Origin of the sequence: Paenibacillus hamazuiensis, assembly GCF_023276405.1 — a bacterium.
In the GTDB taxonomy this organism is placed as follows: Bacteria; Bacillota; Bacilli; order Paenibacillales; family NBRC-103111; genus Paenibacillus_AF; species Paenibacillus_AF hamazuiensis.
Window position 1 is genome coordinate 218,400 of sequence record NZ_JALRMO010000001.1, and the last position, 25,126, is coordinate 243,525.

Consider the following 25,126-nt stretch of genomic DNA (forward strand, 5'->3'; position numbering starts at 1 on the left):
CGACCACTATAATTCATTTAGCAGTTTCTTCTTTGCACCTTCAAATTCGTCCTTAGTAAGAACACCGTTTTCGTAGAGTTCACCTAAATCTTTAAGTTGTGCAAGGATTTCCTGCTTGCTCGGCTTAGTTGGGGTGGATTCTTTTTGTGATTTGATAGGTGTTGAAACCTTCGGTTCTTCATACGTGAATTCATCGAAGAGTCCGAGCATTTCCTCTCTATCTGAACCCCAAGCCTTTCTGTATTTACTTGGGCTGATAATACGGTAATGACCTGTAATTTTATGTTTTTGCAGTTTCCAACCTTTTTTCTCTCTGACGTTATCCCACCACACGCCACCATCAGTGACTTTTGTTTCAACATTGAAATTCGACAAGTTAAGCGCTCCTTCCAGCTTCATTTTCTTTGACAATCCCTCTGAGAAGACCTACACCTATTATTACTTCATCCACAAACGGCAGTGTGTCTGGAACCAATAGATCCAAAGCAATTTGGAACTCCCTATGTTAAATTTGGTATTCTAATTTTATAATATTTGGTAGGTTTGCTCAATGTAATTGTAGAAGAATATAGTTTATTCCGTTACTGATCATGTTAAAGTGTCGGATATCTGGAAGAGCGGCATAAATTCAATATATTTCGGTAAATGCCCGGTAACCAGTTAATCAGTACGAGAAGATAGTTCCAACCTTGATAAGTTGACACTGATTTATTTTGATGAGTTGAATGAACTCGCGATACCGTCCGGCTTCTTACGATTCCGCAAAAAACAATAAAAAACGGCAATTGCCGGTATGCCCCTGGAGATGGGACTGCCGGCTATCGCCGTTATTTTTTTCGACTGAGAACATCAGTCCGTTAAAATTTCAAAAGGACGTATCATGGTTCTTCGCACCATTTCAATGATGCCGCGCCTTTTGCATCTCCAGAACCCGATCGCGGGTATCAGCCGGCCGGTATTTTTTCAAAACCCCGCGGTCGTAGGTGAAGTAGGCATAAGCATCGTCATTGCCGATTTCAATGAAGGGTGTCCCATCCTCCATAAAAAGAGATGAGTAGGATGGGGTTTCGTTATCCTCACCGGGGAACAGGCTCGCGTCCCACTGCAGGACGGTTGATTCGAACCGTTTATGCTCAGGCGCCCAGCGGTGGATCTCGAGGGCGGGAGGCACCCAATCCGTCTGATTACCGACCCATTCCGGCACGCCATCGCCGTCGAGGTCCGTCTGAACGGCCGGATGCCCTTGAAAATCAACGACGTTCCAAGTATCGGTTTCCCGGCGGTAAATTAGCACACCCTTCTTAGCCCCGTTTGGGCCGAAGGGGATATCCAACGAAGCGCCGAATATTTCCCCGGAAATGAAATTCAAAGGGGCGATCCAGGTTTGATTGTCACTAAATCCGGATACCTCCCCCAGCCTCCATACCGAATTTCTGCCCTTGAGATACCCGCTTACGCTTTTGCTATCATCACCGTTCGAATACAAGAGAACTTCCGCTTCAGAGCCGGGAAGGGCAAAATTTGAGACAACTTTAGCCCCGGCCGGGGGAGAAGCTGTATCCAAAGGCTGGCCCAAACTTTCGGCAAATGGAATAACCGTTTCTTCCGGAAATATGTCCGGCCTATAGGCCGGACGGTGTTCATGATGTTCGGAGCCTGCGGCGTTCATACCGTCCGGATGAATTTCCCGGTCGGCGCTGCATGCGACAGCGCCAAGCATCATCAGTATCATCATGCCTGCACGCAAGTTCAGGTTTGTCAATTTTTTTAGCCTCCACTTATCAGCCGTTTGAAGAGAGCAATTAATGTCCGTACTGGTGCGACGATTGCGAGAAAAAGGTCAATACGACAATGATAATAAGCAAAACGCTCATGGCTATTAAGGCATAGCCAATCCATCCGACGATAAGACGGTTTGCATACTTACGAGATTGCCTGATAAATAAATACCCGAACCCCAACATTAACGCAATCATCACTGCCACATAATCGTTCAACCGATCACTGCTCCTTATGTATAATGCAATACCGCTCATCTTGATTAGACGATTTTTTTGGCTATTATGTTACAGGATTGAACTCCTGATTTGTATGACGCGTTATTTCTGGAAGAGCATTCGCCGTTTTCCAACAACATGGTTGAAAAATACTAAAATATATAGTACTATCGTTTCATAAACCGATTTAGTAAAACGGTTTATGAAAAAGTACATATAAAGGGTCCAGCAGAGCGCTTTTACCGTTCACACTTGAATATATCACCGTAGATAACCGAGCGGACGAAAGCGCTTTTTCGAGTTGGTGAGTCTTCGGAGGTGGTTAGAAAACTATAAGATCCAGTTGACGCCTTAGTGTATTGAAATATTTAGCGCACTTATTACAAGGGAGGATACAAAAAGAATGAAATCGTTCAAATTTGCAAAACCGATCGTCTTAATGACTGCATTATCCATGATTCTTGCCGCATGCGGCGGCAGCAACGGTTCGAGCGGTTCGGAGGGCAAAGAAACCGGCGGGAATGCCGGAGATTCGAATAAACCGGTTAAAATTACGTTCTTGAATTCGAAAGGACAAATCCAGGCGGCTGCCGAAGAAGCGGCCAAAAAGTTCACCGCAGCAAATCCTAATATTCAAGTCGAAGTATTGACGGTGGCGAGCGGTCAGTCTCCATTTGAAAGAGCGTCGGTGTTATATGCCTCGGGCAACCCTGCGACACTGAACATGCTGGATGCCGGCGACATCGTTAAATTTAAAGACAAGGCGCTTGATTTGTCCGGTGAACAATGGGTAAAAGATCTTGCGCAGCCCAATCAGCTCGACGGAAAAACGTTGGCTTTCCCATTCGCAGTAGAAGGCTACGGGCTTGTTTACAATAAAAAGGTTCTTGATAAGGCGGTAGGCGGCACATTCGATCCATCCACCATCCATACGACCTCCGCGCTGGAGGCGCTCTTTAAAAAGGTTGAGGCTTCCGGAACTGCGCCATTGATCATCGGGGCGATGCCATGGTCGTTAGGCAATCATTTTCTGCCGATTGCCTATGCTTCTCAGCCAAAAGGCGACGTTAGCGCGTTTATCGGCGGTCTAAGAACCGGTCAAGAAAAGCTGGCGGGCAACGCTTCGTTTAACGGTCTGATTGATACGCTGGAAATGATGAAAAAATATAACAAGAGAAAAAATGACCCTCTTGTTGTAACGGCTGAAGATATTGCCGGAGCTGTTGCAAAAGGCGAAGCGGCGATCACCTTCAACGGGAACTGGATGATCAGCCAATTGGACAGCGTGCAACCGAACGGGGAATACGGATTTATGCCGGTTCCGACCAGCAACAATGCCGACGATAAAAAGAACGCTTCGATTCCGGTAGGCGCCACCAAACAAATATTTATTGATAAGACGGTAGCTACGGCAGCCCAACAGGAAGCGGCCAAGAAATTTTTGAACTGGATCGTTTATGATGCGGCAGGACAGGATTTCCTGGTGAATAAAGCAAGCATTCTTCCCGCATTCAAAAATATTACGCTGGAACCGGCCGATTCGCTTGCCAAATCGATCAAGACCTACATGAATGCCGATAAGACGCTTCAGTTCGGCGCCAACTATGTACCCGGCGATCATTCCAAAATGATCGGCGCCGCTATGCAAAAGTATCTCGGCGGAGAATCCGATCGCGCCGGGTTAGCAGCAGAAATTGAAGGGTATTGGAAAAATGTAAAATAGTTGTTTCCAAGCAGATTTGCCCGGTGTGAGAAAGTAATGAAAGGCGATGGATGAAAGCCGGTTGCTTCCATCCATCGCTTTCAGAAGTTAAATCACATAGAAGCGGAGTAGAGTCCAATTGATCTCGGAAAAAAGCCTGGTCCATCGAATAGGTAACCAACTGTTTTATACGGGACCGACAGTATTGATTTTTTTCATGGTCATGATCGTCCCGTTTTTTTATGGCATTTATTTAACGTTTTTTAAGTGGGACGGCATTTCTTCCAGTATGCCGTTTGTCGGATTGGACAACTATCTCGGAGTTTTTCACGACGCGAAATTTTGGAGTTCGATGCGGATTACGATTAAATATGTGGTCGCGACCGTTTTTCTGATTAATGCAGTAGGTTTTTTATTGGCTTATTTGGTAGTGGCCGGGATCAAACGTCAAAATTTCTTTCGTGCGGCATTTTTTACGCCAAGCTTAATCGGCGGTTTGGTGCTGGGATTTCTTTGGCAGTTTTTGTTCAATAACTTTTTCGTGAATATCGGCAATCAATACGGAATCGCTATGTTTAGCAAATCTTGGCTCGGTAATCCGGATAAAGCGTTTTGGGCTTTGGTCGTCGTCACCGTGTGGCATTACGCGGGGTATATGATGGTTATTTTTATCGCAGGTCTAATGAATGTCCCTCAAGATATTTTGGAGGCGGCTACGATCGACGGTACGAACGGCTGGCAGAAGCTGATTCATATGACACTTCCGCTTATGGTTCCTTCATTTATTGTGACGATCTTCCTTTCCTTGCAAAGAGGTTTTATGGTCTACGATTTGAACTACTCCTTAACGGGAGGCGGACCGTTTGAAAGCACCGTGTTTGTTTCCATGCACGTGTTCGATAAAGCGTTCAGAAGTTACGATTACGGCATGGGACAAGCGGAAGCAATCGTGCTGTTTATCATTGTTGCCGCCGTAACGATGCTGCAGGTGTATTTCAGCAAGAAAAAGGAGGTCGAAATATAATGGAGACCCGTCTTATCCGGCAGACATCGGTTTACATCATCATGATAGCCGCGCTCATTGTGAGCATGTTTCCATTTGTTTTGCTCTTGATCAACTCCTTCAAAACGAATGCGCAAATTTTGGCTTCGCCCTTTAGCTTGCCTGCGTCCATAGATTTCGCGAATTTTAAAGCGGCCATTCAGCAAATGAATTATTTCAGAAGTTTTATCAATACATTCTTCATTACGTTCATCAGCGTTGCGATCATATTGCTGCTCTCGTCCATGACCGCGCATTATTTTGTAAGAAACAAATCCGGGTTGAATAATACGTTGTTTATGCTCATGGTGTCGTCGATGATTATTCCGTTTCAATCGATTATGATACCGCTGGTCAGCGTCTATGGAAAGATGCTCGGTTGGATCAACGTCATGCCTCAGTCAACTTTGATTTTCATGTATATCGGATTCGGGAGTCCGCTGGCGGTGTTCATCTATCATGGATTTATCAAGAGCCTGCCGTTTGAGCTGGAGCAAGCCGCGCATATGGACGGGTGCAACCGCCGTCAAACGTTTTTCAAGATTGTGCTGCCCATCTTGCGTCCGACTTCCGTGACCATCGCGATCCTGCATATTTTATGGATTTGGAACGATTTCTTATTGCCATTGATCGTCCTGCAAAACGCCGGTAAAGATAATCTTACTTTGCCGCTTGCCATTCAAGTATTTAAAGATATTTACTCTACGGATTATGCCAAATTTTTACCGGGTATTTTATTGATCACGCTGCCTGTCCTGCTCATTTATCTTTTCGCTCAGCGATATATCATTCAAGGCGTTATGCAAGGGGCCGTTAAGTAAAAGTTAAGAAGCTGAATATACGACTATTTCGCATAGAAGAGAGAGATTACTTTGGATAAGAGTTTGGATGTCATTACAATAGGAGACGCCATGGTGACGATGAACCCTAAAAGCAAGGGACCGTTGCGCTATGTTGCCGAATTCGAACGCAAAGTCGGCGGAGCCGAACTCAACCTGGCGATCGGCTGCGCCCGATTGGGGATGAGATCGGCATGGATCAGCCGGCTTGGCGATGATGAGTTCGGCAGGTACGTTTACAATTTTGCAAGAGGCGAAGGCATCGATGTATCCAATGTCCGGTTCATGGAAGGGTACACGACATCCGTTAATTTTAAAGAGATACGGGAAGACGGCGCAGGCCGGACGTTTTACTACAGGATGAACTCGCCCACGCTTACGCTCAAAGCGGAGGACCTGCCCATCGAGGATATAAAGAACTCCAGGATCCTTCACATAACCGGCGTGTTCTCGGCAATCCGTCAAAACGATATGTCCGTCATTCACAAGGCAATAGAGATAGCAAAGAAAAATAATGTATTGGTAGCATTCGATCCGAATATCCGCTTCAAGTTATGGTCAAAGGAAGAAGCGAGAAATTGCCTCACGCAGCTGCTTCCGTACGTCGACATTATGCTTACAGGTGCAGAAGAGGCTGAATTTTTGCTCGGCGTTCGCGATTTGGACGAGATGATAGCGAAATTTACCGAATACGGAATAGGCTGTATGGCCATCAAGCAAGGATCCGAAGGCAGTGTAGGTTATAATGAGGGTCTTAAAGTAAGCATGCCTGCCGTAAAAGTAAATACGATCGCAGATACGGTCGGCGCAGGCGACGGATTTGACGCGGGTTTTCTGCTCGGAATCATAAGAGGGTGGCCGCTGGAAAAAACGCTGACGTTTGCGAATACGGTAGGCTCTATGGTCGTTAGCGTATCGGGAGATAATGAAGGGCTTCCATATTACGAAGAGGTAATGCAAAAGCTTGGGGCAAGCGAGTTTATCGAACGATAAGAGGGTGTTGATTTGAAGCTGCAGTTGGCATTGGACCGGTTGACACGACAGGAATGTGTGGAAATCGTAGAAGAAGTGAAAGATCTTATCGACATCATCGAGATCGGAACCGGGGTTATCAAGCAGTATGGAGTAGAAATCATATCCGATATGAAGCGAAGATACGCGGATAAGTTAATTCTGGCCGATATGAAGACATGCGATGCCGGAAAACACGAGACGATACAAGCATTGTCCGCGGGGGCCGACATTACGACGGTCATGGCGTTTTCAGATGCAAAGACGATCAAGGATGCGCTGGCAGCAGCACGTTCAGCGGATGGACAAGTGATGATCGATTTGTTAGGGATAGAGGATACGGGCTCCATCGCTCTGCTGTATGAGTTGGGAGCCCGCCTCTTCTCCGTGCATATCGGAAAGGACATGCAGGATCAGCAGGGAGCCAATCTGAAGGAGGCGGAGATCGTTTCGTTCCTGCACACGCTGGACGGCGCCGAGTTTGCATATGCGGGGGGAGTTAATGCGGATTCGATAGAACGAATCATTCCCTATAAACCGGCCATCGTCATCGTGGGAAGTGCGATTACGGGAGCCGCTCGCCGAAGAGAAGTAACGGATACCATCAGAAGGAAGATGATTTGATATTATGAAACAGTTGTTTGCGCAAATGAATATCGAGGTTGCCGCAGTTTTGGACCGGGTGAACGAAGCGGAATTCGCAGCTTTTAGCGAAGGAATTAAAGGGGCTGCGCGCATTTTCGTTGCCGGCGAAGGGCGGTCCGGGTTGATGGGAAAAGCTTTCGCCATGCGTCTTATGCATGCCGGTTTCAACGCGTATGTGATCGGGGAGACGATAACGCCGAGTATTGAACCTGGCGATGTGCTCGTGGCGATTTCCGGTTCGGGAACTACGGAAGCCGTTCTTTTATATGCCAATCAAGCGAAAAAGATCGGAGCATCCGTCATGCTCATCACTACCAACCGGAACTCGAAAATAGCGGGATACAGCGATCTGACCCTTAGAATCCCGGCCGCAACCAAACTGAGGCTGGAAGATGAGCCGCCTACGATTCAGCCGCTTGGCAACCAGTTCGACCAAAGCTTGCATATGCTGCTTGACGCCGTGATTATCGGCATTTCGGTTGAGGCGGGTGACGGCTCTTATCAAGAGATGGCGCGACGCCATACGAATCTGCAATGAGGTGGATGAATGAAATTATACAATAATATTATGCTGCCGGAACAATGGCCGCCCAAATACAAGGAGACCGCTCTGGATAAGCCGCTGCCTGCGGATTATAAAGCATACTGGCCGGAGATTGTAAATATATCGATCGGAAGGCAGTTGTTCGTGGATGAGTTTGTCATCGAGGACACCAATCTGACAACCAAATACCATCAGCCGGTTCTCATGGAACAACCGGTATTTGAGCCGGAAACGCCTCTTGAATTGAACGACGGTTATTGCACGTGCGCATGTCCTTTCAATGACGGCATTTTTTATGACGATACCGACAAGAAGTTTAAAATGTGGTACCAGGCCGGATGGTTCGACGGGATCGGTTACGCGGAAAGCGACGATGGAATCCGCTGGAAGCGGTTGTCCGAGCTTTACCCGGACAGGCAGGACGACAGAGTGATTCCGTACGAACCCGGAGCGCTCCGCGACGGATCGGCCGTATGGATCGATTATGAGGCTGCGGACGCAAGCGAGAAATATAAAATGCTCGTATTTTATCGAAAGTTTGATTTTGAAGTGAAATATTATCACCGGATGCCGAAGCATTTTCATGATATACCCGGATCTGTCCCGCCTGTTGAAACCATTAAGTTGTATAAGTCGGCCAACGGCATCGATTGGACCGAGGTGGGGGAAACGACTCTTGCCGGAGACAACTCCACTTTTTTCCACAATCCGTTTACGAAAAAATGGGCTTTCAGTTTACGTACATTCTCATCGTTAGACAGCCGCGTAAGAACAAGAGGATATTATGAAACGGAGGACTTCTTCAAGGGGGCCAAGTGGAAAAGTGAGGACGTCCGCTTCTGGGCAAGGACGGACATTTACGATTCGCCGGATCCGAAGTTAGGTTATTATACCCAGTTATACAATCTGGATGCAACCCCCTATGAAAGTATTATGCTAGGTGTATTCAGTGTTTTTATGGGTCCGCCCAATCCCATTTGCGAACTGACCAAAATGCCCAAAATCAATGATTTGAAGTTGGCTTACAGCAGAGACGGATTTCATTGGGACCGGCCGACTTATGACAATTTTATTTCGTCTTCCCGCGAGCCGGGGACATGGAATTACGGGTATGCGCATTCGCCGAACGGTGTGTGCCTTGTTGTTGGGGATGAGTTATATTTTTACGTTTCCTTTTTCTCCGGTCAATCGCCCCATTTCGGAACTCATGAATATTCGGGGGGCAGTGTAGGGCTGGCCAAGCTGAGAAGAGACGGTTTTGCCTCATTGACCGACGAAGGAAAAGGCGGGTATGTCGTAACCAAAAAGCTGGAATTTAACGGCCAGTATTTGTTCGTGAATGTGGACTCGAGCGCAGGCGCGATTTATGCCGAGCTCCTCGATGAAGACTCCAATGTCATACAAGGATTTTCCAAATCGGAGTGCATCCCGGTTGCCGCTGACAGTACAAAAGTTCAAATCAGGTGGAAAAATCGGCAATTGGAAGATTTGGATCGCAGCGTCATACGGATACGTTTTTATATGGAGAATTCGCAATTGTACTCTTTCTGGATTTCTCCGGATCCGGAAGGACACAGCAGCGGATATATGGCTGCCGGCGGGCCTTCTTTCCATCATGGGATCGACGCAAAGGTAGATTAAGGAAATTTTTTATTGTAAGATAGGTTTAAAATGTGGAATTATGGGTACATAACCAGGGAAAATGGATTCCAGGGGGGTGACTACCGTGACTAAAAGCAAAAAAGCTACGCTCCTAGACGTTGCGAAAACCGCCAAAGTATCGAAAAGCACCGTATCGCAATATCTCAATCAAAGATACGAATATATGTCGGCAGAGACAAAAATGAGAATCGAACAGACTATAAAAGCGCTGGAGTACCAGCCCAATTTTATAGCGAGAAGCTTAAAGCAAAAAACAACCGCGACGATCGGAGTGATCGTAGCGAATTTGCTGCATCGATTTTCGACAGAGATTACCCGGGCGATAGAAGATTACTGTCATGTCCATGATTACCATGTCATTGTTTGCAATACGGATGAAGACCCGTCCAAGGAAAAGAAGTACATTGACATGCTCAAAGCCAAGCAAGTGGACGGATTGATTATTGTACCTACCTGCCAAAACGATGAGGTTTACCGGCAGCTCGTAAATGAACATTATCCGGTTGTTTTCCTGGATCGGAAAGTGGAAAATTTGCCGGTCCATACGGTTGTGATGGATAACATTCATTCCTCATACACATGCACTTCTCATTTAATAAGCCAAGGCCATAAGGATATTGCCATCATCACGCCGCCTCTCAATATAAGCACGCGGTCCGAACGGATTCAAGGGTATAAAGCCGCCCTTCAGGACCACGGAATCGGGTTTGACCCCCTGTATGTCAGAAGCGTGAATATAAGTGAAGTTACCCGTCAGCTGGAAGAGCTGTTTCAGACGAAAAAACCTCCGTCGGCTTTGCTCGCCGGGAACGATTTGGTTCTCATGGAGATATTGCCATACCTGCTGAAAAACAATATTCGCATTCCGGACGAGCTGGCGGTTGCCGTGATCGACGATGTTAACTTCGCCGATTTTGTCAGCCCTCCTCTGACCACGTTCAAGCATCCGGCAGTAGAAATGGCCAATAAAGCCGCCGAATTGATGCTCGGCCAGATCAAATCGAGAGAGCTGCCGGATACGGGCTCGAATGTCATTTCCTTCAAAGGGAAATTGCAAGTAAGAAAATCGTGCGGCGCTTAGGCCGTCAATATGACAAGCAGCCGTGATTCTTACACGGCTGCTTGTTTGTGTTAGAGGATGTTAATCTGAAACGCCGGCCCATCCTCACCCGGCATATATACGGCAAGCTGCCCTTCCTCCACCTTCGCGACCGGCGCGGCCTCCCACCGCTGCAGAGACGGATTCACCGCCGCATCGCCGTAGACGGCGGTGACGAGCCAGCTCGTCCCTGCGGGGAGTTTGGCCTTCACCGTAGGGATGACCGTCCGGTTATGCAGCAGGTTGGTGTTGGCGTGCGGGTAAATCAGCTCCGCGCGGCCGCCGCCGTACAAGAGCCTGATGCCGCTGGCGCCGTCGGCGTTCACGGCACAAACGCCGCCTTCGGCTTCCGCGACCCGCAGCTCTCCCGCCGCCGATAGGCCGGAGCTGCGCTCGATGCCAAGCGCGAATCCGCCGTCGGCGGCGTCCAGCGCGCGGGCGCTGCCGATTCGGTGAACCCGCACATGCCACGGCGTTCCCGGAATCAGCCAGGTCCGCACCTCGACGTCGGACCACGGCGTCCAGCGCGCATAGACGAGCCCGTCCTCCACCGAAATTTCCTCACATTTGCGCTTCACGCGGTACAGGTTGTCCTCTTCGCTTAACGCCAGCATGGAGTCGAACGCGCCCTGCGCGAGGCCCCATTCCGCCCGCGGCACGCTGAATCCGAAGAAGGTGGAGTAGACGAATTTCTCGTATTTGGCCGACGTATGCGTATGTTCGTTCGTCGACAAGTGCCCCGAGTTAAAGGCGAGCACGTGCGAGACTTCCGTCTGCCTGCAGACGATCAAATGCGGCGCCTTCTGCACGGACCTCGCGCCGAGCGGGGGAAGAGGCAGCTCCTCCGCCGCCCAGAACGGATGATCGTCCGGAAGCGCGAGCGGCAGGAAAGTTTTGAGGGCCCAATAAGGCGAGCCCGGCGCGTTGTAGTTTTCCGCCATGATCAGGTTCGGATACGCGTATCCGATCGATAACGTGCCGTCCGCATGAAAAATCGGCTGCGCGAACCACCAGCGCAAATTCCGCATAATGAGCCCCTTCATGACGCCGAGCGGGAAAGGCTCGACGCCCGCATAAACGAGTGCGCTCCAAAACGCCGATTGCGAGAAGCGGTACGCAAGGCTTCTTCCGTACGGGAGCGCCGCGCCGTTTTCGGCGAACCAATAGATGAACTGCTCGGCAAACAAGGCGGCCCGCTCTTTATAAAGCCGGGAGCGCGCCGGATCGTCCTCCTCCATCAGCTTGGCGTACAGCAGTCCGTAGAAGTGGATGGCGAACGGCACGTAATAATCGCTGTGGCCCCCTACTCCGTCGGCATACCAGCCGTCCTCGAGGTAAAACCGCTCGATTTCATCCAGTGTGCTCTCCACCAACTGCCTGTCATGGGAGAAGCCGGCTTTTTTCAGACCCAGATGCACCAGCACGCGGAAAAACAGCCAATTGCAGTCCCACAGCTTGCGATCGCTGATCGAGCGGAGCCAGCTCACAAACCGCTCCAGCTCCGGCTCGCTTAATTTTCCCTTAAGTTTGTCCGGAATAAGCGCCAAAGCGAAGCCGAAAGCGGCCATCTCGACCGACCGCTGATCGTAGTCCTTCGGCTCCCCCCAGTATTCTTCGTGCGCCGGGTCGGTTCCGTTTGCGATTCCCCGCAGGATGGTCTCCCAAAGGTCCGAATCGCCTCCGCCGGCGAGCAGCGGCACAAGTCCCCACAGCACCCGCGAGAAGCCTTCGTATCCGGCAACGTCGCTCGCATAGCTCGCGCCCGTATGTCCCAGCTGAAGCTGCGCCGAACCTGCGCTGTAATAAATCTTCAGCGGACCGGTGAGCTGCGCGAAAGCGAGGCGCAGATCCTCCTTGGTCCGCAGCGGGTTCTGCGAGATCGGCAGCTTATTTTTTTCCATGATAAAAACGCCCCCTCGTCTTGTCGTGCCACGAACCCGATTATAAAGCAGATCGGATGAAAAAAATCAAAATCGCCGCAACAAGTCAAAATAGGCGTTCAAGAAATCAAAATAGCGTTATGGTCGACACCCGCCGTTTTTCTATAATGTACACATGCTGAACAACATCAAGCGAGAGGTGAAGATAAAGTGAGTTCGACCGTAACAAGCAAATCACTGACGGAAACGAAGCAAATCCGACATAAAAAAAGCGGGCTCCGCCGCCGGGAAACGTGGGCGGGGCTGTTGTTCGTAAGCCCGATGCTGATCGGGGTGACGATTTTGACGCTGCTGCCGATCATCGCCACGTTCGTGCTGAGCTTCGCCGACTGGAATTTCGTCGCCGGCATGAAGGGGCTCAAATGGGTCGGCGCGGCCAACTTCAGCAAATTGTTCGAAGACGAGAGCTTCATCATTTCGCTGAAAAACAACTTCATTTTTATGTTCACGGTGCCGATCTATTTGGCCGTATCGCTGCTTTTGGCAATACTGATCAACAAACACGTGTATTGGAAAAGCTTTTTTAAAGTCGCTTACTTCATGCCTTATATTTCGAGCGTTGTGGCCGTGGCGATCGTATGGCAGGTGCTGTTTCACCCGTCGGCCGGGCCGGTCAACCAGTTTCTGATGTCGCTGGGCATCGCGAACCCGCCGAAATGGATCGCCGACCCGGCTTACGCGCTGCCTTCCGTGATGATGATTTCCGTATGGGTCTCGATCGGCTACAACATGATCGTGTATTTGGCCGGACTTCAGTCCATTCCGAAAGATTTGTACGAGGCGGCGGATATCGACGGGGCGAACGCATGGGTGCAGTTCCGCCGGATCACGCTGCCGATGCTGTCGCCGACGACGTTCTTTTTGCTGGTGACGGGCATCATCTCCACGTTCAAGGTGTTCGACCTTGTCGCCGTGCTGACCAAAGGCGGCCCGATGCAGTCGACGAGCCTGCTCGTCTGGTATTTGTACGATACGGCGTTCGTCAATCTTCGCGTAGGGTATGCTTCTTCGATGGCCGTTATTTTGTTCGGCTTCGTGCTGATCATTACCGGTCTGCAGTGGATCGGGCAAAAGAAATGGGTTAATTACTAGGAGGTGGCACCGTGGAGGAACGCGTAAAGTTAAGTAAAATCATCGCAACCGTCGTGTTATTTGCCGTCAGCCTGCTGTTCCTGATGCCGTTCTTCTGGATGCTTTCGGCATCGTTCAAGCTGGAGACGGACGTTTTCAAATATCCGATCGAATGGATTCCGCACAGCTGGCACGCGATCCAGAACTACAGCGAAGTATGGATGGGCAAATATCCTTTCTATAAGTATTACTGGAATTCGATTAAAGTATCCGTGCTGACGACGCTCATTTCGTGCACCGTTTCGGCGATGGCCGCTTACGGCTTCTCGAAAATCGACTTTCCCGCGGGGAAATGGCTGTTTCTGATCGTGCTGGCCACCTACATGGTTCCCGGCCAGGCGATCCAAATTCCGCAGTTTATTTTGTACCGCAACATCGGCTTGTTCGACAGCCACTTCGGGCTCATCCTGCTTGGCTGCTTCAGCGTGCTGGGAACGTTTATGCTGCGCCAGTTTTTCATGGGACTGCACAACGAATTTATCGAATCGGCGAAAATCGACGGAGCCGGACATTGGCGCATCTTCTGGCAAATTGCGTTTCCGCTCGTGCGGCCGGCCGTCGCCACGTATGCGATCCTGCGTTTTATTTGGACGTGGAACGATTACCAGTATCCGCTGATCTTTATCCGCTCGGACAAACTGTACACGATTCAGCTGGCGATGCAAAAATTCGCTTCGATCAACGGCGAATTTTACTCGCTGATCATGGCCGCTGCGGTTTCCGCGATCATCCCGCTGCTCATCATCTTTATGCTCGGACAGAAGAGCGTCATCGAAGGCATTGCAGTCGGCGGAGTCAAGGGCTGATGGAAATCCATTCCTCTTTGGGATCATGATTGAATAGAATATAATGTTAGAGAGGAAGATCTCGATTCTTCCTCTTTTGCTTTTACGACCAAGAGGGGGATTCCGGATGTACAGGCGCTGGCTGCGTTTATTTTCCATCAAATCGTTCCGCACCAAGCTGACGCTCGTGTCCGTCATCTGCATTATGCTGCCTGCGCTCGCGACTCTCACCGTTTACAACTATTTGACGCGCGATGCGGTGAAGGATCAGGCGGTATCGAACGCGCAGGAGACGCTGAAGCTGGTGGATGGGCACGTCACAAACGTGCTCCAATACATGACTTATCTGCTCAACTACTTTGAGTTTGACACGGGAATAAGCATGGCATTGCAGCAGCTAAATGCCACTGCCTACGACAAAGAAAGAATGACCAACGAACAGTTCATCACGGGCCGTGAGGTGTATTACAAGATTGACGGGTTGACTTTTGCAGGGGAAAAGAGCTACTTGACGATTATTCTGCGGAACGGCCTTTACTTTACCAATTATCCGACTCACGATTTTGCTCCGGAAAGCTTGCTGAAGGAGCCGTGGCTCGAAAACGCCAAAAACGTATACGGTTATAATTCCTATTGGGTAGGAACTTTGCCTACTGCATTCGCCAGCGAGCGGTTAAGCAACAATCCTTACCAGCTTACGGTCGTTCGCCCTTTGAGGCTTCCGGATATGACGATATACGGCTATGTTGTCGTGACGATCATGGAAAGCCAAATCCACAGGTATTTTCAGGAGCTGCCGTCCGGCCTCGAGGTGATGCTGCTGGACGGGAACAACCGGATTTTGTCCCATACGGATCCGGCCCGGATCGGCCAAGGTTTTCCTTATCTGAAGCAGGCGGAAGCCAATCACGACACCAATATCGTGCGCATTGACGGGACGGACTATTTAATTTCCAGGCGGGATCTCGTATTTAACGGCTGGAGGCTCGTGTCGCTTATCCCGTACCGGACCGCCGTCTCGAAGATCAACTCGATTTTCGAAAACGTATTTTTGCTTCAGCTCGTTTCTTTTGCGTTGTTTTTTATTTTGCTGATGATCGCGCTGCGCGCTTTTACGAAGCCGCTGCTCAAGCTGGATAAAGTCGCCGGTTTGGTGCAAAAGGGCGATCTGAGCGTGCGCTCCTACATCCGCGGCCACGATGAAATCGGCCGGCTCGGCAAATCGTTCGACTTGATGCTCGACCGCATCTCGGCGATGATCGACGAAATCACGCTCACCCAGGTCCGCAAGCGCAAAGCGGAGCTTAAGATGCTGCAGGCGCAGATCAATCCGCATTTTTTGTTTAACGTGCTTAACTCGATCCGTATGAAGGTGTTCGGCCGAGGCGACCGGGAAAGCGCGGAGATGATCAGCTCGCTGTCCAAGCTGCTGAGGATGACGATCCAGGACGACGGTTACATTTCGCTGCATGAAGAGGTGGAAACCGCCATCGATTACATGAAGCTGATGAATATGAGGCAGAAGCAGAAGGTGCAGCTTGAGGTCGACATCGCCACAGATGTATTTCTGGAGCGCGTACCCCGGTTGTTTTTGCAGCCGATGATCGAAAATGCGCTGATTCACGGGCTGAGCCAGCGTGCCGGAACGATCCGGCTGCAGGCGACGGCGGACCAGGAGTGCGTGCGCATTGAGGTCGAAGACGACGGGCAAGGAATGGATGAAGCGCAGCTCGCCCGAATACGCAGCCGGTTGACCTTGAGCGCGGAGGAAGCGGGGGAGCCGGAGAGGAAAGGCTTCTCCAGCATCGGTCTGGCCAACGTGTACGAACGGATGCGTATGACGTTCGGCGACGCATTCCGGATGGAGATCGACAGCGAACCGGGCAGAGGCACCTGCGTGACGATGTATATTCCGAAGCATAAGGAGGAGAGCGAACATGTATAAAGTCATGCTCGTGGATGACGATTATCCGGTGCTCGAGTTTTTGTCCGAATCGATTCCGTGGGACAAGCTGGGCATGACCTTGATCGGACAATATGAGAACGGTGCGGTCGCACTGGAAGCGGCGCAGGCCCAAATGCCCGACATCGTCGTAACCGACATCGGGATGCCGCGGATGAACGGGCTCGAGCTGATCCGCGCGCTTAAGGAGCTGAAGCCGGGCATACGTTTTGCGATATTATCGTGCCACAGCGAATTTCATTATGCGCAGCAGGCGCTCAAGCTGAACGTCCAGGACTATTTGCTGAAGGACACGCTCGACCCGGACGATTTGCTGAAGCTGCTGGAGCAGTTCAAAGCGAGCCTGGACGAGGAGCAGGGCCGCTTTGAGCAGCAAAACGAGCTGCGCCACATGGTCAACCGCAACCGCGAGCGGCATAAGGAAAGCTTCATCCGCAGCACGGTTCACGAACCGATTCTCAGTGTGGAATCGTGGCTTGCCGAGGCCGAATCGTTCGGCCTGCAGCTTAAGGGACGAATATGCCTGCCGGTCGCCTGCTACATCGACGGCCAAAGATCGGCGCGGCAGCGCTTCGTCACGGATGATGTGCTGCGTTTTGCGGTCAACAATATTCTCGAAGAAATTTTCCGGAACGAGCAGAACGGCACGGTCAATTTTACCTATGATGTGCTGCGCTCCTACATCCTCATTCCTTCGCAGGGCGGATTGAAAACGAATCCTTACGATGAGGCCGTGACGTTTTTAAGCAAGCTGCAGTCGACGGTTGAGGCGACGGTGAAGATCAAGCTTTCGTTTATCATCGGCAAAACATGCGGCGAACCGCTCGAGCTGAGGCGCGAACTTGCCGAGCTGCTCGGCTCGTCCGGCCAGCGGTTTTATATGCGCAGCAGGTCGGTGGAGAAGAAGGAGCAGCCGTTTTTCTCCAAAGCCGATTTGTTCGAATCTTACGATGAAGCGGTCAGCGGCTTCCGCGAGGCGCTGATCGGAGGAAACGCCGCAGCGGTGCAGCCGATGGTTTCCCATTGGATGAAATATTTGCGCAAGGAGCGCTTCCGTCCGGATACGGTCAAGGACTGGGTGCTCAAGCTTGTGCTCGATTTGAAGCTGAAGCTGCAGTCGATGCAGCTGTTCCGGAATTCGTCTTCGGTGGAGGTATTGCACCGGGAACTGCTGGAGATGGATACGCTCGAGGAGATCGAGGATTGGATGATCCATTTCTTCGAATCTTCGCTGGCCGTCGTCGAAGGCGTCAAAGTGCTGAGCAAACGCACGGAGGTGCTCGATGCGTGCCAGTACGTGTCGCTGCACCTGAACCGGAAAATCAGCCTGGACGAAGTGGCCGAGCATCTTTATATGAACCCGAGCTACTTCAGCCGCCTGTTCAAAAAGGAAACCGGGGAAACGTTTATCGAATACGTCAATCGGATGAAGGTGGACCGGGCCAAGGAGCTGCTCGATCAAACCAACCTGTCCGTCGCCAAGATCGGCGAGGCGCTCGGTTATGACAACCACAGCTATTTTATCAAAATGTTCAAGTCGGTCGCCGGAGTCACCCCTCTGGAATATCGGGGGGAATCCGCCTCTTCGAGAGTGTAGCTCTTCACTGGATTTTTACGGGGCTCTCCCAAAAGTACTCGGAATCGGCTACAGAGGATCACTTCACTTTTGGGGGACCAGAATAGTAAAAATAACGTCGAGAGAAGTCAATATCGCGTCATCCTGCCGCCGGAACGAGTTGCTATAATGGGCTTGTAAACGAAAACATCGAGGGCAAGACCGAATACAGATAATGGAGGGGCACTATGAAGAGCAGAAAAGCAAAAACTTGGACAAGCGCGGCAGTCGGCGCCGTTGCGGTCAGCATGCTGGCCGGCTGCGCATCCGGAGGCGACCAAGCGGGCGGCAGCACCGGCGGCAGCGGAGGACCGGTTACGATCAAATTCCACAGCTTCGGCAGCGAAGAGCAGCAGGCGTGGAGCAAAGTTTTGGCCGGATTCGAGAAAAAATATCCTAACATCAAAGTGGACATGGTCAACCTGAGCGAAAAGGGCGACACGCAGGAATACGCGAAAAAGCTTGATCTTGCCGCCGCTTCCGGCGAAGAGATGGACGTCATGATGTTCAGCGAACCCGGCATGTACGCCCAGCGCGTCGCGCTCGGCATGGCTGCGCCGCTGGATGAGTTCATCCAGAAGGAAGGCTTCAAGGTAACCGAGGAATACAAGGTCGATACGCAGCTGAACGGCAAATATTACGCGCTTCCGGGCAAGTTCAACCCTTGGTACGTCATGCTCAACAAGGACCATTTGAAAGAAGCGGGTCTCGAAGTGCCGAAGGATTGGACTTGGGATCAGTTTATGGATTATGCCAAAAAGCTGACCAAAGGCGAAGGCACGTCCAAACGGTACGGCACGTATTTCCACGGGCCGCAGGGCGGCGGCTGGCTGGAGTTTACGAGACTGGCGCTTGCCAATCAGCCGGACAACTCCGACTATTTGAAGGCGGACGGCACATCGAACCTCGCTAACCCGCTGTTCCGCAAATCGATCGAAATGCGTTACCAGATGGAGAAGGTCGACAAATCGGCGACTCCGTATACGGATATGATTTCCCAGAAGCTGCATTACCGCCCGCAATTTTTCAACCAGTCGGCGAGCATGGTCGTGATCGGCAGCTGGATGAACTCCGAGCTTGGCGGAACGGAGCAATTCCCGCTGAACTTTAACGTTGCGGTAGCGCCGTTCCCGAAAAACAACGCTTCCGATCCGGGCGGCTACTCGATGGTAACGACGGACTTCATGGCGGTAGCTGAAAAATCGAAGCACAAAGCGGAAGCTTTCCAATTCATCCGCTACCTGACCACGGAAGGCGTGCTCGTTCAAGGCAAATACGTACCATCCTGGACGAAAGTGAAAAACGAAGAGCTCGGCACGATCATCGATACGATTCTGGCCGGAACGAAGAGCCCGGACAAAGTCGACAAAGAATCGCTGAAAGCGGTGCTGATGAATGCCCGCGCTTCCAAGCTTGTGCCTCCGACCTCTTATCAGGCCGACGTGTACAAAGTGATCAACGAAGAATACGAGAAGCTGATTTTGGAAAAGCAAAATCTCGATACGATGATCAAAAACACGCAGGAGCGAACGCAAAAAATTATTGATTCCAACAAGAAATAATATATGGATTTGCATCGGAATAGAGAGAACTTCGGGTTCTCTCTATTTTTAACGGTTATGAGTCGGAAAGAGAGCGTGAGCGCAGATGATCAATTCCAAGCTGCCGTCCGTTTGGTACGGCGGGGATTATAATCCGGACCAATGGCCGGAAGAGATATGGCCCCAAGACATGCGGCTGTTCCGCAAGGCCGGCATCAATATCGTGACGCTGCCGGTGTTCAGTTGGGCGAAGCTGCAGCCGTCCGAGGACGTTTATACGTTCGAGTGGCTGGACCGGATTTTGAATTTGGCCGCGGAGAACGGCATCTATGCGTGCCTTGCCACATCCACGGCGGCGCAGCCCGCCTGGATGTCGAGGAAGTACCCGGACGTGCTTCCGGTCGATGTCGACGGGAGGAAGCGGACCCACGGCTCCCGCGTCAATTTTTGCCCGAACAGTCCGACGTACAGGCTGTATTCGGTACGTCTCGCCGCAAAGCTGGCGGAACGGTACAAGGATCATCCGGCCCTGCTGATCTGGCACATCGGCAACGAATACGGCCCGCACTGCTACTGCAGCAACTGCGCGGCCCAGTTCCGCGTATGGCTGCGGGCGAAATACGGCACCGTAGAGGAGCTGAACCGCCGGTGGAACATGAGCTTCTGGGGACATACGGCGTACGACTGGGACGACATCGTGCCGCCGTCGAATCTGAGCGGCGACAACCGCTGCTTCCAGAGCATGATGCTCGACTACAAGCGGTTTATGTCGGATTCGATTTTGGCCTGCTATCAGGGCGAATATGACGCGGTGAAGCGGATTACGCCGGACGTGCCGGTGACGACGAATATTTGGGGGCTGTTTAACGGCCTCGATCTGAAAAAGTGGGCGGACCGGATGGACGTCGTCTCCTGGGACAGCTATCCGCAGATGAACGAGCCGATGTCCAATGTGGCGATGCGCCACGACTATATGCGGGGCTTAAAGGACGGCAAGCCGTTTATGCTGATGGAGCAGACGCCGAGCCAGCAAAACTGGCAGCCGTACAACAGCTTGAAGCGGCCCGGCGTTATGCGGCTGTGGAGCTATCAGGCGGTGGCGCGCGGTGCGGATACGGTGATGTTTTTCCAGCTGCGAAGGTCGTTCGGCGCCTGCGAGAAATATCACGGCGCGATGATCGAGCATGTCGGCCACGAAAATACGCGCGTATTCCGCGAGTGCGCCGAGCTCGGCCGCGAGCTTAAGGCGCTCGGGGATACGCTGCTCGATTCGCGGCTGGATCATCAGGCCGCGATGCTGTTCGACATCGATACGTGGAATGCGGTGGAAATCACGAGCGGCCCGAGCGTCGACCTCGATTATTTGAAGCAAGCGCAGAAGTATTATAAGGCGTTTTACGACCAAAACATTGGCATGGACGTGATCAGTCCTTTAAGCGATTTGTCGTCCTATAAGCTGATCGTCGCACCGGTGCTTTATATGCTGAAGCCGGGAGTGGCCGAGCGGATCAAGGAGTTTGTCCGCCAGGGCGGCGTATTTGTGACGACTTTTTTCAGCGGCATCGTGAACGAAAACGATCTGGTGACGCTCGGCGGCTACCCGGGCGAGCTGCGCGATTTGCTCGGCATTTGGGTCGAGGAGATCGACAGCCTGCCGCCGGAGATGAAAAACCGCATCGTCATGCAGGTCGAGGGCCGCTTCGGCCGCGTCCAGGACGAGTATGAATGCGGCTTGCTCTGCGATCTGCTCCACCTGGAAGGGGCGAAGGCGCTTGCCGTATATGGCGACGACTTCTATGCGGGCATGCCCGTGTTGACGGAAAACGGCTTCGGCCAAGGCCTGGCTTATTACGTCGCCGCCGATGCCGAGCAGCGGTTTATCGCGGATTTGTGCGCCACGCTGTGCGAGCGGGCCGGTCTTCGCGCGCCGCTGGACGCCGATCCGGGGATCGAGCTGACGCGCCGATACAAGGATGACCGGCGGTATACGTTCGTGCTGAACCATAATCGAGGGAAGGCGGCTGTCCGCCTGGACGGTCCGTATACCGATCTGCTGACCGGCCTGGTGCACGAAGCCGTCTTGGAACTTGATGCATATGGCGTAGCGATTCTTGAGGGATGATCCCCATACATTTTGTGGCGCGGACTTTTTTTACATGTCCATAAATTGATTTATAGGCGAGGAGCGGAGAAAAAATGACGGAATGGACAGGACAGGCGGACTGGGCTCGGGAAGCTTGGGGCAGCATTGTAAACAAAGTGGCGAGAACGAGCAAGCGCATCGGCGACGGGTTTCCGCATGCCAGCGTAAACGGACAGTACAAGCTCGAACCGGCGTCCTGGTGGACGGCGGGCTTTTGGCCGGGGCTGCTTTGGCTCATATACCGGGATACGAAGGATGAATCGCTGCGGCTGCTTGCGGAATCGTGCGAACGGCAGCTCGATCAGGTGATTATGGATTATTACAAGCTCGATCACGATATCGGCTTCATGTGGACGCTGACGAGCGTGGCCCGCTACAAGCTGCTCGGAGCGGACGATTCGAAGCGCCGCGCGCTGCTTGCGGCGAATTTGCTGGCCGCGCGCTTCAACGTGCAAGGAGGATACATTCGCGCCTGGAACCCGTGGCGGGAAGGAGAGCGAAACGAAGGCTGGGCGATCATCGACTGCATGATGAACCTGCCGCTGCTGCATTGGGCCGCCAAAACGACCGGCGATCCGCGCTACAAGCATATCGCGGTCCGACACGCAGACACGGTGCTCGAGCACTTCATCCGGCCGGACGGCTCGGTGAACCATATCGTCATCTTCGATCCGGAAACCGGCGAGAAGGTGGGCGTGAACGGCGGACAAGGCTATGCGCCCGAGTCGGCCTGGTCCCGCGGAACCGCGTGGGCTTTGTACGGCATGAGCCTCAGCCATATGCATACGGGAAGCGAAGCGTATCTGAATGCAGCGAAGCGCGTGGCGCATTTCTTTATCGCGAATTTGCCGGAAGATCACGTGCCGCATTGGGACTTCCGGCTGCCCGAGGACGTGCCGGCATACCGCGATTCGTCCGCGGGAGCCTGCGCGGCCTGCGGCCTGCTGCTGCTTGCCGATCAGGTCGGCGGACGGGAAGCGGCGCTGTACCGCCGGGCGGGCGAGAACATCCTGCATTCGCTGTACGCGAACTACGGCGCATGGGAAACGGAAGCGGAGGAAGGGCTTATCCTTCACGGAACGAGCCATTTCCCCGAGCAAAAAAACATCGACGTTCCGCTTATTTACGGCGATTATTATTTTGCCGAAGGCATCGCCCGACTAAACGGCAGCCGCGAGCTTTTCTGGTAAGCCGCCGGCCGGCATACTTCATGAGCAAATTCATTCCGATCCTCGGCCTGCATGGCCGGGGATTATTTTTTGCGGATCCAAACGATTCACGCGAAAATTACCCCAATAAATGGATGTTGATGATATACTGAGGGTAAACAGTTCGAACGGGGGTTCATGATGTTTCAGTCGAAACAAGGCTCTAATAAGAGTAAAGCAACGCCCGTTCGGAAAATTTCGGACCCGCAGCCGGCCGGTGTAACGCATGCAGACACCGCCGCCTTGCAGCGGATGGGGGATCCGGCGGCACCGCTTGTCCACTCGGATTTTGCGCATCTGCAGCGGATGCTCGGCAACGCGGCTACGATCCGGTTATTGACGGAGGGCCCGCACAACGCACCGGTTCAGCGGGTGAACGATCCGGCGGCTTCGGATGCACCCAAAACGGCGGAGCCGCAGGAAGCTTCGGAGAGGCCTAACCGCACCGGCATGCCCGACCGTTTGAAAAGAGGCCTCGAGTCGCTTTCCGGCTACGATTTGTCCGATGTGAAGGTGCATTATAATTCTGCCAAGCCGGCCAAGTTGGGGGCGCTGGCCTACGCGCAGGGCGGCGAGATTCATCTCGGACCGGGCCAGGAGCGGCATTTGCCGCACGAAGGCTGGCACGTCGTGCAGCAGCGTCAGGGCCGCGTGCAGCCCGGTTACCAGGCCAAGGGGGCGGCCGTTAACGATGATCCCGCGCTGGAAGCGGAAGCGGATGCCATGGGGGCAAAAGCCGAGAAGTACTCCGGGTTCGGCACCGGCGCCCCGTCCGGCACGCTCAGGACGCCGCTGCCGCAAAGTTCGGACAATGTCGCCCAGCTCCGCACGATAAAGCTGTCGGACGGTACGGACATTGACATTCTCCGGATGGAGTTTTCCGATATCATCGCGTTGTTTGAAAGGCTGAGGACAGCCGAGTTATGGTCCGATATTTTGAGATTGTCGCAGGAGATGGTCTACGCGCCGAGAAACTACAGCTCGATTCCTCCGCGGTTCTCCGAGATCGTGAACGAGGCGGAGCAGGTCGCGGGCGACACTTATACGAAAGTAAAAAGCGACAAGCGCGGACATGCGTTTTCGATGCATTTGCCGTCGGATAAGATGGTGACTGCCCATGAAGTCAATGACAGTCTGGGCGGCGACGATTTGGCCGGTCCCAGCGAAGAAGAGCGCAAGAAGGTCCGGCTTAAGCTGCGCACGTTATACGGCATGAACCCGAGCACGGGGGAAAAGGGGCATTTCGCCCCTGTGTCAGGCGGATTTCTAAGCAAGAAAACCGCCAGCCTTGCGGTTCTTTATGTCAGCGAACGGCTTGAACGGTTGAAAAAAGCAGGCAGCATTCAAGAAAGGCACAAGCTGGTCGTTCAGCTGTTTCCGAACGCCGTCATCAAATTTGCCGGGGGCTCGAAGAGCGTCACGAAGGAAATGGATGCAGGGGAGCGATTCATCATTCTCATTCCGTTCCTCGAGGTGTTCGGATCGACTCCTATCGCATCGATTTGGTACTCGGTCGAACGTACTGCCCGGAGTGGCCAAGTCAAGAGCAAAACCGTCAAGGACGTCAAGGATGCGCTGAACAACGGTACGGAGGAAGTGACGCCGCGCGCGGAGAAAGCTTGGATTTTCGCGATCGCCGATGTCGGCAGTGACGACTACGCGATTACGACGCTGTACATCAGCGACGATAACGCGTTCCGGGAGGAAAATTCCGGCAGGGATACGCATATGCTCAGCGGAGATTTGCCCGAATCGTCGCCGCTGAGTCTGAGCGAGCTGAGCAAGGAGCGTGAGAGCATCGATCTGGCCACTCTCCGGATGGCTCAGGTGAGAGCCGTCGATTTGGAAAAAACGTTAAATAAAAAGGTGGTTTCGACGCCGAGTCAAGGGCTGAATTGTTTGATTTACGCGATGGCTATCTCGGCAGGCGTGCCGATGGACGCTGACGCCGCCGCTGCGCTTCGGACCGTGCTCGTCCAAAACGATTTGGCAGCCCCGCAAGGATATATCGAAGCGGGCATCCGGCAGGTACAAACGATCGCCATCCAATTGGGAATAACGAACGGCACCTTCGTGATTCACAATACGTACAACAATATCCAGCAGCCGCTGCAGGTCGTGGTCGGGAGCGGCGCCCCCCAATACGATATCATCCATACATTGAACCATTATAATGCGACGCTGTAACACGAAGCCCTGACTGCAGAATCTGATAAGGCTGAAGTAAGCCCTCAGCTGAATGGATTCTAGCTCAGGGCT

Annotated in this window: 19 protein-coding genes; 16 read left to right on the forward strand and 3 right to left on the reverse strand. The window is 52.3% G+C overall.

The window, feature by feature from the left end:
• Window positions 1–6: 6 nt before the first annotated feature.
• Entirely contained in the window at window positions 7–399 is a 393-nt protein-coding gene (locus tag MYS68_RS00860) for an SHOCT domain-containing protein (RefSeq protein WP_248924004.1), read from the reverse strand.
• A gap of 499 nt (window positions 400–898) precedes the next feature.
• Window positions 899–1,762, reverse strand: a complete 864-nt coding sequence (locus MYS68_RS00865) for a hypothetical protein (RefSeq protein ID WP_248924005.1) — start codon at window positions 1,760–1,762, stop codon at window positions 899–901.
• Window positions 1,763–2,400: 638 nt separating this feature from the next.
• Between MYS68_RS00865 and MYS68_RS00870 the strand changes: the two genes are divergently transcribed.
• The 8 genes from MYS68_RS00870 to MYS68_RS00905 all read left to right on the forward strand — a co-directional run bounded on the left by MYS68_RS00870 (window position 2,401) and on the right by MYS68_RS00905 (window position 10,523).
• Window positions 2,401–3,720, forward strand: a complete 1,320-nt coding sequence (locus MYS68_RS00870; RefSeq protein ID WP_248924006.1) for an ABC transporter substrate-binding protein — start codon at window positions 2,401–2,403, stop codon at window positions 3,718–3,720.
• Window positions 3,721–3,838: 118 nt separating this feature from the next.
• The gene (locus MYS68_RS00875; protein ID WP_248924007.1) at window positions 3,839–4,723 is read left to right on the forward strand and encodes a carbohydrate ABC transporter permease; all 885 of its coding nucleotides are present in this window, start codon (window positions 3,839–3,841) and stop codon (window positions 4,721–4,723) included.
• Window positions 4,723–5,562 carry a carbohydrate ABC transporter permease gene (locus MYS68_RS00880; RefSeq protein WP_248924008.1) on the forward strand — a complete coding sequence of 280 codons (840 nt, stop codon included), beginning with the start codon at window positions 4,723–4,725 and terminating at the stop codon, window positions 5,560–5,562. The genes MYS68_RS00875 and MYS68_RS00880 overlap by 1 nt, the downstream gene beginning before the upstream one ends.
• A gap of 51 nt (window positions 5,563–5,613) precedes the next feature.
• A complete protein-coding gene (locus MYS68_RS00885; RefSeq protein ID WP_275983405.1) occupies window positions 5,614–6,573 on the forward strand; it encodes a sugar kinase in 960 nt (319 codons plus the stop codon).
• Between the two features lie 12 nt (window positions 6,574–6,585).
• On the forward strand, window positions 6,586–7,215 hold the full coding sequence (gene hxlA, locus MYS68_RS00890; RefSeq protein ID WP_248924009.1) for a 3-hexulose-6-phosphate synthase: 630 nt from the start codon (window positions 6,586–6,588) through the stop codon (window positions 7,213–7,215).
• Between the two features lie 4 nt (window positions 7,216–7,219).
• Window positions 7,220–7,774, forward strand: a complete 555-nt coding sequence (gene hxlB / locus MYS68_RS00895; protein WP_248924010.1) for a 6-phospho-3-hexuloisomerase — start codon at window positions 7,220–7,222, stop codon at window positions 7,772–7,774.
• Window positions 7,775–7,783: 9 nt separating this feature from the next.
• The gene (locus tag MYS68_RS00900; RefSeq protein WP_248924011.1) at window positions 7,784–9,421 is read left to right on the forward strand and encodes a glycoside hydrolase family protein; all 1,638 of its coding nucleotides are present in this window, start codon (window positions 7,784–7,786) and stop codon (window positions 9,419–9,421) included.
• A gap of 85 nt (window positions 9,422–9,506) precedes the next feature.
• Complete coding sequence (locus MYS68_RS00905) at window positions 9,507–10,523, forward strand: substrate-binding domain-containing protein (RefSeq protein ID WP_248924012.1); 1,017 nt, start codon at window positions 9,507–9,509, stop codon at window positions 10,521–10,523.
• A 50-nt stretch (window positions 10,524–10,573) separates the two neighbouring features.
• On the opposite strand, the gene MYS68_RS00910 is transcribed toward MYS68_RS00905, so the two are convergent.
• The gene (locus tag MYS68_RS00910; protein ID WP_248924013.1) at window positions 10,574–12,442 is read right to left on the reverse strand and encodes a DUF2264 domain-containing protein; all 1,869 of its coding nucleotides are present in this window, start codon (window positions 12,440–12,442) and stop codon (window positions 10,574–10,576) included.
• 189 nt (window positions 12,443–12,631) lie between these two features.
• Between MYS68_RS00910 and MYS68_RS00915 the strand changes: the two genes are divergently transcribed.
• The 8 genes from MYS68_RS00915 (at window position 12,632) to MYS68_RS00950 (ending at window position 25,054) form a co-directional block, all read left to right on the forward strand.
• Window positions 12,632–13,573 carry a carbohydrate ABC transporter permease gene (locus MYS68_RS00915; RefSeq protein WP_248924014.1) on the forward strand — a complete coding sequence of 314 codons (942 nt, stop codon included), beginning with the start codon at window positions 12,632–12,634 and terminating at the stop codon, window positions 13,571–13,573.
• An 11-nt stretch (window positions 13,574–13,584) separates the two neighbouring features.
• Window positions 13,585–14,418, forward strand: coding sequence for a carbohydrate ABC transporter permease (locus MYS68_RS00920; protein WP_248924015.1), 834 nt, complete (start codon window positions 13,585–13,587; stop codon window positions 14,416–14,418).
• A gap of 106 nt (window positions 14,419–14,524) precedes the next feature.
• A complete protein-coding gene (locus MYS68_RS00925; RefSeq protein ID WP_248924016.1) occupies window positions 14,525–16,342 on the forward strand; it encodes a sensor histidine kinase in 1,818 nt (605 codons plus the stop codon).
• Entirely contained in the window at window positions 16,335–17,957 is a 1,623-nt protein-coding gene (locus MYS68_RS00930) for a response regulator transcription factor (RefSeq protein ID WP_248924017.1), read from the forward strand. The genes MYS68_RS00925 and MYS68_RS00930 overlap by 8 nt, the downstream gene beginning before the upstream one ends.
• 206 nt (window positions 17,958–18,163) lie before the next feature.
• Window positions 18,164–19,537 (forward strand): ABC transporter substrate-binding protein, encoded by a 1,374-nt coding sequence (locus MYS68_RS00935; RefSeq protein WP_420852077.1) that lies wholly within the window; start codon window positions 18,164–18,166, stop codon window positions 19,535–19,537.
• An 85-nt stretch (window positions 19,538–19,622) separates the two neighbouring features.
• Window positions 19,623–21,638, forward strand: coding sequence for a beta-galactosidase (locus tag MYS68_RS00940; protein WP_248924018.1), 2,016 nt, complete (start codon window positions 19,623–19,625; stop codon window positions 21,636–21,638).
• Window positions 21,639–21,712: 74 nt separating this feature from the next.
• Window positions 21,713–22,849 (forward strand): glycoside hydrolase family 88 protein, encoded by a 1,137-nt coding sequence (locus MYS68_RS00945; RefSeq protein ID WP_248924019.1) that lies wholly within the window; start codon window positions 21,713–21,715, stop codon window positions 22,847–22,849.
• Between the two features lie 159 nt (window positions 22,850–23,008).
• Entirely contained in the window at window positions 23,009–25,054 is a 2,046-nt protein-coding gene (locus MYS68_RS00950; protein ID WP_248924020.1) for an eCIS core domain-containing protein, read from the forward strand.
• Window positions 25,055–25,126: the final 72 nt, after the last annotated feature.

Coding starts and splice junctions, on each gene's coding strand:
- MYS68_RS00950 (WP_248924020.1), top strand. CDS start 23,009: ATGTTTCAGTCGAAACAAGGCTCTAATAAGAGTAAAGCAACGCCCGTT.
- MYS68_RS00925 (WP_248924016.1), top strand. CDS start 14,525: ATGTACAGGCGCTGGCTGCGTTTATTTTCCATCAAATCGTTCCGCACC.
- MYS68_RS00935 (WP_420852077.1), top strand. CDS start 18,164: ATGAAGAGCAGAAAAGCAAAAACTTGGACAAGCGCGGCAGTCGGCGCC.
- MYS68_RS00860 (WP_248924004.1), bottom strand. CDS start 399: ATGAAGCTGGAAGGAGCGCTTAACTTGTCGAATTTCAATGTTGAAACA.
- MYS68_RS00940 (WP_248924018.1), top strand. CDS start 19,623: ATGATCAATTCCAAGCTGCCGTCCGTTTGGTACGGCGGGGATTATAAT.
- MYS68_RS00910 (WP_248924013.1), bottom strand. CDS start 12,442: ATGGAAAAAAATAAGCTGCCGATCTCGCAGAACCCGCTGCGGACCAAG.
- MYS68_RS00930 (WP_248924017.1), top strand. CDS start 16,335: ATGTATAAAGTCATGCTCGTGGATGACGATTATCCGGTGCTCGAGTTT.
- MYS68_RS00880 (WP_248924008.1), top strand. CDS start 4,723: ATGGAGACCCGTCTTATCCGGCAGACATCGGTTTACATCATCATGATA.
- hxlB (WP_248924010.1), top strand. CDS start 7,220: ATGAAACAGTTGTTTGCGCAAATGAATATCGAGGTTGCCGCAGTTTTG.
- MYS68_RS00945 (WP_248924019.1), top strand. CDS start 21,713: ATGACGGAATGGACAGGACAGGCGGACTGGGCTCGGGAAGCTTGGGGC.
- MYS68_RS00870 (WP_248924006.1), top strand. CDS start 2,401: ATGAAATCGTTCAAATTTGCAAAACCGATCGTCTTAATGACTGCATTA.
- MYS68_RS00900 (WP_248924011.1), top strand. CDS start 7,784: ATGAAATTATACAATAATATTATGCTGCCGGAACAATGGCCGCCCAAA.